Source organism: Arthrobacter sp. 9MFCol3.1 (assembly GCF_000620385.1).
GTDB lineage: Bacteria > Actinomycetota > Actinomycetes > Actinomycetales > Micrococcaceae > Arthrobacter.
Genome location: NZ_JIBJ01000006.1, coordinates 90,617 through 102,628 on the forward strand (window position 1 = coordinate 90,617; position 12,012 = coordinate 102,628).

Genomic DNA, 12,012 nt, shown 5'->3' on the forward strand with positions numbered 1-12,012 from the left:
CGTGCATGCTGGGCAGCAGGCCCGGCGCAGGATAACTTGTACCAGTGAGCTATACAGAATTCCTGAATGCAGACCCCTTCGACGCCGCCCGCGACGCCGCCGCCTACATCGCCGAAGAGACGGGCGTCGACACCCATGACGTCGCGCTGGTCCTCGGCTCGGGCTGGGGCGACGCCGCCGAACTCATCGGCGATACCACCGCCACCTTGTCCGCCGCCGAAATCCCCGGCTTCTCCGCACCGTCAGTGGTGGGGCACGTGGGCACCATCCGTTCGGTCCTGACCAAAGAGGGCAAGCGGGCCCTGGTCCTGGGCGCACGCACGCACTACTACGAGGGCAAGGGCGTCCGCGCCGTGGTGCACGGCGTGCGCACCGCCGCCGCCGCCGGCTGCAAGACCCTCGTGCTGACCAACGGCTGCGGCGGGCTCAACGAAAACTGGGCGCCCGGCACGCCGGTGCTCATCAGCGACCACATCAACCTCACCGCCACCTCCCCGCTGGAAGGGGCCACGTTCGTGGACCTGACGGACCTGTACTCCGCACGGATCCGCGGGCTGGCCCGCGAAGTCGACCCGTCACTGGACGAGGGCGTCTACGCCCAGTTCACCGGCCCGCACTACGAGACACCCGCCGAGGTGCAGTACGCCAAGCGGATCGGCGCCGACCTGGTGGGCATGTCCACGGCACTTGAGGCGATCGCCGGCCGTCACGCCGGCATGGAGGTCTTCGGCATCTCGCTGGTGACCAACCTTGCCGCCGGGATCAGCCCCGTGCCGCTCAGCCACGAGGAAGTCCTTGAGGCCGGCCAGGCCGCCGGGCCGCGCATTTCCAAGCTGCTCGCAGACATCATCGCCAAGCTCTGATCTGGGCCGAATCCAGGCTCTGGGGCCAGAGAGTGGCCCCCCGACAGGTCCTGGACGACCCGGCTGCCGCTATTCCGCGGCCAGGTAGTCCAGGACCTTTGCCTTGTCCGCCGGGAACCGCCGCTCCATCGAGTCCGCGATCCCGGCGATGCTCTGGCGCGCCAGCGCCTGCCGCCACGCGAGTTCGGCCTGGCGCATGGTCTGGGAAATGAGGCACGTCCGCGCGAAGTTCTCCTGCCGGTCCGGCTCCGGGACATTCCCGAGGATCGCCTCGCACCGGAAAGCCGGCTCCTGGCCCTCCAGCGCCAGCACGATGTCCAGCACGGTGATGTTTTCGGGCCGGCGCGCCAAAAGAAATCCGCCGCGGGGGCCCGAAACCGAGTCCAGGACGCCGGCCCGGACCAGCGACTGAAACTGCTTGTTGAGGTAGGCGGCCGGGAGTTTGTAGTACTCGGCCAGCCGGGCGCTGTTCACCGGTTCACCGGGCGGTGTCCAGGCCATGTTGACGCAACTGTGCACGGCCCATTCGATGCCACGGCCCATCTTCATATTCCAGACGCTACGTGTCCGGAAATTTGGGTGTCAAGGTCCCGCGAAAGCTCCCGAGATGGAACTGAAACCCGAACTCTCGATTGTCTGGGCAGGAATCGCCCGCGTTTGGCGATAGTTTGGTTCCATGACGTCTTCTGATGCCGAACTCGCCCGACTCCTGAGCGATGCCCGCGATTGGGCAAGCCAAGACCCGGACCCCGCCACCGCTGCTGCCCTCGCAGAACTGATCCGCCTCACCGACGGGGGCGTGGCCGCGGCCCGCCAGGAACTGGCCGACAGCTTCAGCGGCACCCTCCAGTTCGGCACCGCCGGACTGCGGGCGGCCCTCGGCCCGGGTCCAAACCGGATGAACCGCGTGGTGGTCCGCCGCGCCGCGGCCGGTTTCACCGCCTTCCTCACCAACGCCGTCGAACAGGCCTCCCCCGGCACCCGGCCCCGCGCCGTCGTCGGCTACGACGCCCGCTACAACTCCGATATTTTCGCCCAGGAAACCGCCGCGATCCTTTCCGCGGCCGGGGTTGAGACCTTCCTGATGCCGGCCGCGCTGCCCACCCCGCTGCTCGCCTACGCCGTGCGGGCGCTGGACTGCGACGGCGGCGTCATGGTGACCGCCAGCCACAACCCGCCCCAGGACAACGGCTACAAGGTGTACCTCGGCCGTCATGCCGTCGAGGAGAGCGGCCGCGGCGCCCAGATCGTGGCACCCTACGACGCCCTGATAGCGGCGAAGATCGACGCCGTCGGCGCCCTGGATTCCATCGTTCTGGCCGCGGACGGGTGGACCGTGCTGGCGCCCTCTATCGCGGCCGACTACCAGCGCGCCGTCGCAGCCCTGGCGGTTCCTGAGCACTTCCCGGCCCGCGGGCTGAAGATTGTCCTGACCCCCATGCACGGCGTGGGCGGGGAAACGGCCGTCGCGGTGCTGAACGCCGCCGGATTCGACGACGTCACGCTCGTCACCGAACAGGCGCAGCCGGATCCGGACTTCCCCACGGTGAACTTCCCCAACCCGGAGGAACCCGGGGCGCTGGATCTGGCCCTCGAGGCGGCGACACGCACGGACGCCGACATCGTGATCGCCAACGACCCCGACGCCGACCGGGCGGCCGTGGCGGCGAAGGACCCTGACACCGGAGCGTGGCGCATGCTGCGCGGCGACGAGGTGGGCGCCCTGCTCGGTGCCCACGTCGTGGCGCGCCAGGCCGCCGCCGGCGAAGCACCGGCCGGTGTGTTCGCCAACTCGATCGTCTCTTCCCGGCTGCTGGCGCGGATCGCGGCCGCGGCAGGCTACGCCCACGAGGAAACCCTGACCGGCTTCAAGTGGATCGCCCGGGTGCCGGGGCTGGTCTACGGCTACGAGGAGGCGCTGGGCTACTGCGTTGCCCCGTCGCTGGTGCGCGACAAGGACGGCATTTCGGCCGCGGTCCTCATCGCCGAACTCGCGGCGGCCGCAAAGGCCGAGGGCAAGACGATCTTTGACACCCTGGACGAGCTGTACCTGGTGCACGGGCTGCACGCGAGCGACCAGCTCAGCATCCGGGTGGCGGACCTCGGCCTGCTGGACGCGATGATGAACCGGCTGCGCGTGAGCCCGCCGGAATCGTTCGGCGGCTCCGCCGTCGAGGCCGTCACGGACCTTGCCGAGGGCAGCGAACTCCTCCCGCCCACCGAGGGACTGCTGTACCTGACCCGGGACCTCAGCCGCGTCATCATCCGTCCCAGCGGCACGGAACCGAAGCTCAAGTGCTACCTGGAAGTCATCCGCAGTGTCGGCTCGGCCGCCGAGCTTCCGGCAGCCCGGGACGAGGCCCGCACGGCTCTGGACGGCGTTCTTGCGGACGTCCGCGAGGCACTGGGCCTCTAGAGCTGCACCTCAATGTACCCGCCCACAATCCGGGTACCGAAGGTGGCGAGGCGGAGTTCCGGGCTGCCGAGGCATTCCCCGGTGGCGAGGTCGTAGACCTCCTTGTGCAACGGCGATGCCACCGTGGGCCGGTCCCCGCGGGATCCGGTGATGCCGCGTGCCATGACGTTCGCCCCGGTGGCCGGGTCTTCTTGTGCGACGGCGAAAACCTCACCGGACAGGGTGCGGAACAGTGCCACCTGGCGGCCCGCAATCAGTGCTGCCTCGCCCCAGGCGGGTTCCAGGTCCGCCACGGCGCACACCCGGTGCCAGCCGGCTGCGGCTGAAGTAATTTGGTCCTCAACGTCGTGTACGGCGGTTTCAAGTACGGCGGTCATCCCGGCCCCTCTCTAGTACATCCCTTACGGGCTCAACCGCTGCTGCGGCCACATATTCAAGCTAGGTCCGCGGTGTTTCATCCGGACGCGCCGGATGTGTCCGGCGCGTAAAAGAGAGCTCACACGGCGGGAAATGCATTCGTGATGCAGAAGTTAAGATCACGAAACATAAGGGAAACTGAAGCGAAATTCCGGTTGCCTAGTCTGGGACGACAAGCTGCAGAGCACCGTCTGCGGCCCATGCGAAAGGCCCACCGTGACCGGACACCCCTCAAGCCACCCGAACCAGGGCGCAACCAGCGCCGCCCCGCGCCGCATTGTGGTGGCAGGCGGCGGCCCCGCAGCGCACCGGTTCGCCGATGCCATGCACGCCCGCGGACTCGATGGCTGGCACGTTACCGTCCTCACCGAGGAAGCCCACCTCCCCTATGACCGCGTCGCGCTGAGCAAGGCACTCACCGACGGCGACGTCGACCTCACCCTGGGCAGCGCTTCCATGTGGGACCACACGGCGCTGAACCTCAAGACCGGCGAGCGCGTCACCAGCATCGACGCCGCCGGCAAGACCGTCCAGACCGCGGCGGGAACCGTCTATCCGTATGACGAGCTGGTGGTCGCGACGGGCTCGGACGCTGCCCGCCTGCCCATCCCGGGCGCCGAGCTTACCCACGTGTACCGCACCCTTGAGGATGTCTGGTCCATCAACAAGGCCATCGCGGACCTCACCGAGAAGCTGGGCCGGAAGGTCAACGCGGTCACCATCGGCGGCGGTCTGCTGGGCCTGGAATCCGCCGCCGGCACCGAACAGCTCGGTGCCACCCCGATCGTCATCAACGGCTCGCCGTGGCTCATGAACACCCAGCTGGACGAGGGTGCCGGGCAGGCACTCGGCCGGCTGATCGAGGCCAAGGGCTTCACCGTCCACGGGGGCGTGTTCCCCTCCGAGGTCCTCTCCGACGACGACGGCCAGGTCACCGGCGTCCTCATGGCCGACGGCAGGATCATCGACGCCGACATCGTGATTGTCGCGATCGGCGTGCGGCCCCGCGACGAGCTGTTCCGGGCCGCAGAGGGCGCACCGCAGCAGTTCCAGCTCGGCCAGCGCGGCGGCGTCGTCATCTCCGACGACTGCTCCACCGAGGTCCCCGGCATCTGGGCCATCGGCGAGGTCGCCAACTTCGGCGGCATGTGCCTGGGCCTCGTGGCCCCGGCCAACACGATGGCCGAAATCGTCGCGGACCGGCTGCACGGCGGTGACGCGACCTTCCCCGGCTTCGACACCGCCACCAAGCTCAAGCTCTCCGGCGTCGACGTCGCCAGCTTCGGTGACGCCTTCGCCCGCACGGAACACGCGCTCGAGATCGTCTACGCCGACCCCGCCCGCGGCGTCTACCAGAAGATCGTCACCACCGACGATGCCAAGACCCTGCTCGGCGGCATCTTCGTGGGCGACGCCTCGCCCTACACGTCCCTGCGCCCCATGCTGGGCCGCGAACTGGCCGCCGAGCCCGGCGCGTACCTCACCGCCGCCGGCGGCGGCGACGCCGGGGACAAAGTCCTGGAAGTCAACCTGCCGGACGACGCCATCCTGTGTTCCTGCAACAACGTCTCGGCCGGAACCATCCGCGACACCGTCAACGGCTGCGGGAGCTGCGACGGCAACGCGCCCGTGCAGGAACTCGGCGAGCTCAAGGGCTGCACCCGCGCCGGCACCAGCTGCGGATCCTGCGTGCCGATGCTCAAGAAGCTGCTCGAGACCGAACTGACCAAGTCCGGCGTCGAGGTCTCCAAGGCCCTGTGCGAGCACATCGAGCTGTCCCGCCAGGAACTCTTCGACGCCATCCGGGTCCTGGAACTGACCTCCTTCGAGGAGATCATGGCCAAGTACGGCACCGGGGCCGGCTGCGATATCTGCAAGCCGACCATCGCCAACATCCTCGCCAGCCAGAACAGCGCCTACGTCCTGGACGCCGGCCGCGGCACCCTGCAGGACACCAACGACCGCGCCCTGGCCAACATGCAGAAAGACGGCACCTACTCGGTGGTTCCGCGGATCGCCGGCGGCGAGATCACCCCGAAGAAACTCGGCGTGATCGCCGCGGTCGCCGAGCAGTACGGCCTCTATACCAAGATCACCGGCGGGCAGCGGATCGACATGTTCGGCGCCCGGCTGGAGCAGCTGCCCGAAATCTGGAAGATCCTGGTGGATGCCGGCTTCGAATCCGGCCAGGCCTACGGCAAGAGCCTGCGCACGGTGAAGTCCTGCGTCGGCTCCACGTGGTGCCGCTTCGGGGTCCAGGATTCGGTGGCCATGGCCATCGCGCTTGAACTGCGCTACCGCGGCCTCCGCAGCCCGCACAAGCTGAAGATGGGTGTCTCCGGCTGCGCCCGCGAATGTGCGGAGGCCCGGGGCAAGGACGTCGGCGTCATCGCCACCGCCGACGGCTGGAACCTGTATGTCGGCGGCAACGGCGGCGCCACCCCGGCGCACGCCCAGCTGCTGGCCAAGGACCTCGACGACGAAACCCTGATCAAATACATCGACCGCTACTTCATGTACTACATCCGCACGGCCGACCGCCTGCAGCGCACCGCGCGCTGGCAGGAAGAACTCGATGGCGGCATCAAGCACGTCGAGGACGTGGTGGTGCACGACACCCTGGGCATTGCCGAGGACCTGGAGGCCGCCATGGCCAAGCACGTTGACACCTATGTCGACGAATGGGCCGACACGCTGAAGGATCCCGAGCGCCTCCGCCGCTTCCGCTCCTTCGTCAACGCCCCGGACCAGAAAGACGATTCGATCACTTTCGTGTCCGACGAGCGCGGCCAGATGCGCCCCGCGACAGCGGAGGAGAAGGCGCTGGCCGGTCAGCAGCCGGTCCTGATCGGGGCTTCCATTCCGGTCCGTGCCACCACCCCGGGACTGTCTGACGAGAACGAGGTATAGCCATGCAGCTCACCATTGACCTCACCGGACGCGAAGTCCTGGTCACGGGCGCGGACCACGCCGCCCGTCAGGCCGTGCGGCGCTATGAGGCGGCCGGCGCCGTCGTGTTCCACCTCAGCACCCCGCAGGGCGCCGGCATCGACAGGCCGTTGCCCGAGCGCCCGTTCCTGGTGGCGGCGGTCGACGACGGCCAGCCGGGCTGGGAGGCCCTCCTGGGCCGGTGCCGCGCCACAGGCATTCCGGTGGCGGCCGAGCCCCCGGCCGGTCCGGCGGGCCACGTCACGCTGGTGGGCGGCGGCCCCGGGACCACCGAGCTGCTCACGGTCGCCGCCGTCGCCGCGCTGCGCGATGCCGACGTCGTCTTCTACGACCGGCTCGCCCCGTACCAGGATCTGCCGTCCCTGACCTCGGCAGAGCTTGTGGATGTGGGCAAGAAGCCCGGCCACCACAAGGTCAGCCAGGCCGACATCGAAAAGCTCATGGTGGAAAGCGCGCTGGCCGGCAACAACGTGGTCCGCCTCAAGGGCGGGGACCCCTATGTGTTCGGCCGCGGCGGCGAGGAAGTCGCATCCTGTGTCGCGGCCGGGGTTCCGGTCCGCGTGATCTCCGGAGTCACCAGCGCCATCTCGGTTCCGGCCGCCGCCGGCATCCCGGTCACGCACCGCGAAGTCAGCCACATGTTCACCGTGGTCTCCGGCCATGCCCCGCTGACCGAGAACGAATTGACGCACCTCGCCGGGCTCGGCGGAACCATTGTGGTCCTGATGGGCATCGGCACCCTGCACCACCTCGCAGCCGGACTCCGCCGGGCCGGGATGCGCGCCGACATGCCGATGGCGGTCGTCGAACGCGGCTACCGCCCCGGCCAGCGCACCACGATCGCCGAGCTGGGCACCATCACCTCCGCAGCCGCGGGCTGCAGCAACCCCGCCGTCCTGGTGATCGGGGACGTTGTCCGGGTGGCCGAGGCCAACCGGGGCTGCGCCGGGGCCACGGCGGAGCTCGACCGTCTGGCCGCATCACTGATGGAGGCTTAAGGATTCCCATGAGCGCACTGAACGCCGTCGCCGCAGCCTTCCCGGAGCCCGGCGCACCCCTGTCCCCGTTGAACCCCGCACTAACCCCCGCATTAACGGCCGGCGCACCCGCGGCGGAACCCGCTGAGGACGCGACCGACCGGGACCTTCCCCTGGACGGCTTCCGGATCGGCGTCACCTCGCACCGCCGCTCGCAGGACCTCATCGAGGCCCTGGAACGCCGCGGCGCCGAGGTGCTTCACGCCCCGGCCTTGAAGATCGCGCCGGTCCGGGAGGACCAGAGCCTGATCGAGGACACCCGGGCGATCATCGCCGCCCGGCCCGACCTTTGCATCGCGACCACCGCCTACGGCATGCGCCGCTGGTGCGAGGCCGCGGACACGTTTGGCATTGGCGACCAGCTGTTGGAGACCCTCTCCGCCACCCGCATGTTCGTCCGCGGACCCAAGGCCCGCGGCGCCGTGCGCGCCGCGGGCCTCGCCGACGTCGGAATCAGCAGCGACGAAACCACGGCCACGCTCGTGGACATGCTCCTGGCCGAGGGTGTGCGCGGCAAGACAGTCGCGGTGCAGCTGCACGGCTACACCGATGTCCGCCAGCTCGAGCGCCTGCGCATGTCCGGCGCCACCGTCCTGACCGTCACCCCGTACCGCTGGGTCAAGCCCGACGGCGCGGACCGGTTGCCTAAGCTCATCGAAGCCGCGTGCAGCGGCAACCTGGATGTCCTGACGTTCACCAGCGCCCCCGCCGTGGACGCCATGTGGAGCACGGCGCACGAGATGGGCGTCTACAAACAGCTCGTGGAGAGCCTGAAGACCACCGTGGCGACCGCCGTCGTCGGGCCCATCACCGCGCAGCCCCTGCTCGATGCCGGGCTGCACCCGCTGATCCCGGAACGGTTCCGGATGGGCGCCCTGATCCGGCTGGTCTGCGAGCATCTGGCGCTCAACCACGTCCGCCGGCTCGACACCGTTTCCGGCAGCGTGGAGCTGCGCGGCCGATCGCTGCGCATCAACGGCGAGGCGGTCGAGATGGCGCCCGCACCGCTGTTGCTGCTGCGCGCGCTGATCGGCGCCGGCGGGGCTGTGCTGTCCCGCGAGGCGCTCTCGGACCTGCTGGAGCTGCGCGGTTCCGTGCATGCCCTCGACATGACCGTCAGCCGGCTGCGGTCCGCGCTGCCGGACACCCGGCTGGTGGAAACCGTCGTGAAGCGCGGCTACCGGATCCGGGTGTAGCGGAGGCGGCCGAGCTGTCTGCACGAAGCGCCCTCCGCCGGGGGTGTGACCCACGGCATTACCGGCCGGTAAATACTGGCGAACAGGCAGGGCAGAAGCGGCAACACCCGGGAAACACCCCGGAAAAATCGGACGCCTACGCTGGGGTTCATCAAGCACACCGGCCACACGATGGCCACCCAGCGAAAGGGCCAGCACATGTCCGCTCCGGCAATGTCTCCCACCTCCACCTCCGCCCTGGCAGGCGCTTCGGCTGCCGCAGCCACAACGGCCGCCCGGCCCAGGATCGTCATCGCCGGCGCCGGCCGGGCCGCCCAGGCCCTCGTCCGGCAGCTCGCCCGGACCCCGTTCGCCGGCGCCATCACGGTCCTCAGCAACCGGGACGACGCCCCCGAGGAATTGCTGGAGCTCGCCGTCCTGCCCCAGGTGTCCGTCCGCTTCGGCCAGCCCGCCAGCTACATCGACGCGGACAACCGCCGCGTGACCACCGCCGACGGCATGGAGTTCGACTACGACGAGCTCGTCATCGCCACCGGTTCTGCCCCCGCCGAGGCGCCGGTGGAGGGTGCCGCCCGGTGCCTGAGCTATTCCACGATCGACGACGCCGCCGGGCTGGGCGAGGCCGTCAAGGACGTCACCCGGGTCCTCGGCCGCCGCCCCCTGGGCATCCTGGTCGGCACGGGTTCGGCCGCCGGCCAGGCCGAGGCCGTGCTCCGGTCCCGCGGCGTCCGCCCGGTCCGCACCACAGTCCGTCCCGCCGCCGTCGTTCCCACCGCCGCCGGGTCCGCCCTGCCGGCGTCCGGCATCGTCTTCGAGGACGGCTCCAGCATGAACGGCGACCTCGTGATCCTCGCCGAGGAGCGCATCGCGCGCGACGAACTGGCCGCCACGGCCGGGCTCGCCACCGCTGCCGGCGGCGGGATCGTCATCGGCCAGGACTTCCGCACCTCCGTGCCGGGCATCTGGGCGATCGGCGACGCGGCAGCTTACGACGGCGTCCGTCTCGGGCTGCTCGTGGCCTCCGGTTCCGCGGCGTCGGTGTGCGCTTCCCAGTTGCTTCAGGCCACCATGGCCCGGCCCCTGGCGGCCGCCGCGTAGACGCGCCGGGGAGGCCCGGCCGGGGCATCCGCCGGGCACATTCCTATGGCAAGATGGTTCCCTGATAAGCCGCGCACCACGCGGCGCCGCCAGGGCCCGCAGGCCCACAAGGCCCGGGAAGGGACCGCCGCGTCCCAGGCCCGCCACGAAAGGGACCACCATGAGCCAAGAAGCCGCCACCGGGGGGACGCCCAACATCGCCTCCTACATCGACCACACCCTGCTCAAGCCGGAGGCCAGCGAGGCGGAGATCCTCAAGGTCTGCGCCGAGGCGGCGGAGTACCACTTCAAGTCGGTCTGCGTGAACCCGGTCTGGGTCAAGACCGTCAAGAAAGCGCTCAAGGGCTCCGGCGTCCTGACCTGCTCCGTGGTGGGATTCCCGCTGGGTGCCACGCCGAGCGACGTCAAGGCCTTCGAGGCCCGCGGCGCGGTCCTGGACGGTGCCGAAGAAGTGGACATGGTCATCAACATCGCCGCGGCCCGTGCCAACGACAAGGGCGCGCTGGTGGATGACATCGCCGCCGTCGCGGCCGCCGTGCACGAGGGCGGAGCCATCCTGAAAGTCATCATCGAAACAGCGCTGCTGGACGATGACCAGAAGGTGCTCGCCTGCGAGGCCGCGGTGGAAGCCGGGGCGGACTTCGTGAAGACCTCCACGGGCTTCAACGGCGGCGGGGCCACGGCCGACGACGTCGCTCTCATGCGCCGCACCGTCGGCCCGGACCTGGGTGTCAAGGCCTCCGGCGGCGTGCGTTCCCTGGCCGATGCGCAGGCTATGATTGCTGCAGGTGCAACACGTATTGGCGCCAGCTCCGGTATCGCGATCGTCAAGGGTGAACAGGGTTCGTCCGCGTACTGACCGTGCCGGCACCGCCCACAGTTTTTGAGCCCCCCGGGGCCGAGGAGGAACGAATGTCCAGCAACACCACCCCGCAGACCGAAAACAGCCTCGGCTCGACCATCGTCATCTTTGCCGCGATGATGGTCTTGTTCCTCGGTGCGATCTACTCGCTGTCCTTCCTGACGCTGGACAACACCTGGCCGATGGCTGTCTGCCTGGTCCTCTTCGCCGCAGCGTTCTGGATCCCGCAGACCCTGCTGGGCCGCTCGGATTCGGCCGGCGAAAACTAGCCACTCCTTCCGCTTAAATGACTGAAGCTCCGGATCATCCGGAGCTTCAGTCATTTAACCGGCTGCAGTTCTAGCCGGGCACCAGCGCGAACAGGCCCTTGACCAGCCCCGTGCCGAGCGCCAGGGCCGCGGGGAAGTGCGCTTTGGCCACCGCCAGGCCGGCACCAAACATCCCCACCATGGCGTAGCCGCTCACCGGGATCAGGACGAACCATTCCCGCCGCGATCCCGCCCGGCCCAGCAGCGGGATGGAGAACGCCCCGTTGGCCCTCCAGACGTTCTTCAGCAGCGGCAGTTTGCGCAGGACCTTCGGCGGCTTGATCACCAGTGGCCAGAGCAGCGGCACTCCCCCGGTGGTGATCATGTCCCCCACAATGTGCACCAGCACCCCGGTGAGCATCGAAACCGGCAGCCAGGTCCACTGGTGCGGCGCGAACCACGTCACGAGTCCGGCCATGAGCAGCCCGACGATCCAGTTGCTGATCCAGCCGAATTTCGGGAAGAGTTTCAGTGCCTTCGCGGCGATGTTGATCATGAACATGCACAGCAGGCCGGCCCCGACGGACAGCAGCCCCCACTGGGTCTGCATCTGCCACTGCCCGGCGATCGTGGCCAGCAGCACGAAGAACGCCGCGCCCAGCACCGAATGCGTGCCCTGCCGGTGGCCCCCGCTGGCGTTCTCAATGCCGCGCGCCACCAGGTTGGACAGCGGCGGCAGCGCGTGCGCCACCGTGCTGGCGCGGTGGTCCCAGTCGCAGACCAGCGCGGTCCCCGCCGTCGCCATGGCGCCGATCACGATTCCGGTGGGATCCAGCGGGTACCAGCCGAGCGCATACGGGCCGGTCGAGGCAATGGCTACCCACGCCGCGGCTCCCGACGCGGCGTGATGTCCTCCCATCATTCTT

11 protein-coding genes are annotated in these 12,012 nt (G+C 69.3%); 8 read left to right on the forward strand and 3 right to left on the reverse strand.

Annotated elements, in window-relative coordinates:
- Positions 1-44: 44 nt before the first annotated feature.
- Positions 45-863 (forward strand): purine-nucleoside phosphorylase, encoded by an 819-nt coding sequence (locus tag C560_RS0107580; protein WP_026537726.1) that lies wholly within the window; start codon positions 45-47, stop codon positions 861-863.
- A gap of 69 nt (positions 864-932) precedes the next feature.
- Here C560_RS0107580 and C560_RS0107585 read toward each other — a convergent pair whose 3' ends face one another.
- Positions 933-1,412 carry an RrF2 family transcriptional regulator gene (locus C560_RS0107585; RefSeq protein WP_018774638.1) on the reverse strand — a complete coding sequence of 160 codons (480 nt, stop codon included), beginning with the start codon at positions 1,410-1,412 and terminating at the stop codon, positions 933-935.
- 127 nt (positions 1,413-1,539) lie between these two features.
- Between C560_RS0107585 and C560_RS0107590 the strand changes: the two genes are divergently transcribed.
- Complete coding sequence (locus C560_RS0107590) at positions 1,540-3,279, forward strand: phospho-sugar mutase (RefSeq protein ID WP_026537727.1); 1,740 nt, start codon at positions 1,540-1,542, stop codon at positions 3,277-3,279.
- Here the strand turns inward: C560_RS0107590 and nirD are convergent.
- Positions 3,276-3,656, reverse strand: a complete 381-nt coding sequence (nirD, locus tag C560_RS0107595) for a nitrite reductase small subunit NirD (protein ID WP_026537728.1) — start codon at positions 3,654-3,656, stop codon at positions 3,276-3,278. The genes C560_RS0107590 and nirD overlap by 4 nt on opposite strands.
- A gap of 256 nt (positions 3,657-3,912) precedes the next feature.
- Between nirD and nirB the strand changes: the two genes are divergently transcribed.
- From nirB to C560_RS0107625, 6 genes are all read left to right on the forward strand, one after another.
- Positions 3,913-6,606: a nitrite reductase large subunit NirB gene (nirB, locus tag C560_RS0107600; RefSeq protein ID WP_026537729.1), complete on the forward strand. Its 2,694-nt coding sequence runs from the start codon at positions 3,913-3,915 to the stop codon at positions 6,604-6,606.
- Between the two features lie 2 nt (positions 6,607-6,608).
- Positions 6,609-7,643 (forward strand): uroporphyrinogen-III C-methyltransferase, encoded by a 1,035-nt coding sequence (gene cobA / locus C560_RS0107605; protein ID WP_026537730.1) that lies wholly within the window; start codon positions 6,609-6,611, stop codon positions 7,641-7,643.
- Between the two features lie 8 nt (positions 7,644-7,651).
- Positions 7,652-8,878 carry a uroporphyrinogen-III synthase gene (locus C560_RS0107610; RefSeq protein WP_231494291.1) on the forward strand — a complete coding sequence of 409 codons (1,227 nt, stop codon included), beginning with the start codon at positions 7,652-7,654 and terminating at the stop codon, positions 8,876-8,878.
- 198 nt (positions 8,879-9,076) lie between these two features.
- Positions 9,077-9,976 carry an FAD-dependent oxidoreductase gene (locus tag C560_RS0107615; protein WP_043422767.1) on the forward strand — a complete coding sequence of 300 codons (900 nt, stop codon included), beginning with the start codon at positions 9,077-9,079 and terminating at the stop codon, positions 9,974-9,976.
- Positions 9,977-10,136: 160 nt separating this feature from the next.
- Positions 10,137-10,835 carry a deoxyribose-phosphate aldolase gene (gene deoC, locus C560_RS0107620; protein WP_026537733.1) on the forward strand — a complete coding sequence of 233 codons (699 nt, stop codon included), beginning with the start codon at positions 10,137-10,139 and terminating at the stop codon, positions 10,833-10,835.
- Positions 10,836-10,888: 53 nt separating this feature from the next.
- Entirely contained in the window at positions 10,889-11,107 is a 219-nt protein-coding gene (locus tag C560_RS0107625) for a hypothetical protein (RefSeq protein WP_018774646.1), read from the forward strand.
- A gap of 70 nt (positions 11,108-11,177) precedes the next feature.
- Here the strand turns inward: C560_RS0107625 and C560_RS0107630 are convergent, their stop codons facing one another.
- Positions 11,178-12,008: a metal-dependent hydrolase gene (locus C560_RS0107630; protein ID WP_026537734.1), complete on the reverse strand. Its 831-nt coding sequence runs from the start codon at positions 12,006-12,008 to the stop codon at positions 11,178-11,180.
- Positions 12,009-12,012: the final 4 nt, after the last annotated feature.

Bases quoted from the DNA above. Each gene is read 5' to 3' on its own strand.
- C560_RS0107630 (WP_026537734.1), bottom strand. From the start codon at position 12,008: ATGATGGGAGGACATCACGCCGCGTCGGGAGCCGCGGCGTGGGTAGCC.
- C560_RS0107590 (WP_026537727.1), top strand. From the start codon at position 1,540: ATGACGTCTTCTGATGCCGAACTCGCCCGACTCCTGAGCGATGCCCGC.
- C560_RS0107610 (WP_231494291.1), top strand. From the start codon at position 7,652: ATGAGCGCACTGAACGCCGTCGCCGCAGCCTTCCCGGAGCCCGGCGCA.
- cobA (WP_026537730.1), top strand. From the start codon at position 6,609: ATGCAGCTCACCATTGACCTCACCGGACGCGAAGTCCTGGTCACGGGC.
- C560_RS0107625 (WP_018774646.1), top strand. From the start codon at position 10,889: ATGTCCAGCAACACCACCCCGCAGACCGAAAACAGCCTCGGCTCGACC.
- C560_RS0107615 (WP_043422767.1), top strand. From the start codon at position 9,077: ATGTCCGCTCCGGCAATGTCTCCCACCTCCACCTCCGCCCTGGCAGGC.
- nirD (WP_026537728.1), bottom strand. From the start codon at position 3,656: ATGACCGCCGTACTTGAAACCGCCGTACACGACGTTGAGGACCAAATT.
- C560_RS0107585 (WP_018774638.1), bottom strand. From the start codon at position 1,412: ATGAAGATGGGCCGTGGCATCGAATGGGCCGTGCACAGTTGCGTCAAC.
- deoC (WP_026537733.1), top strand. From the start codon at position 10,137: ATGAGCCAAGAAGCCGCCACCGGGGGGACGCCCAACATCGCCTCCTAC.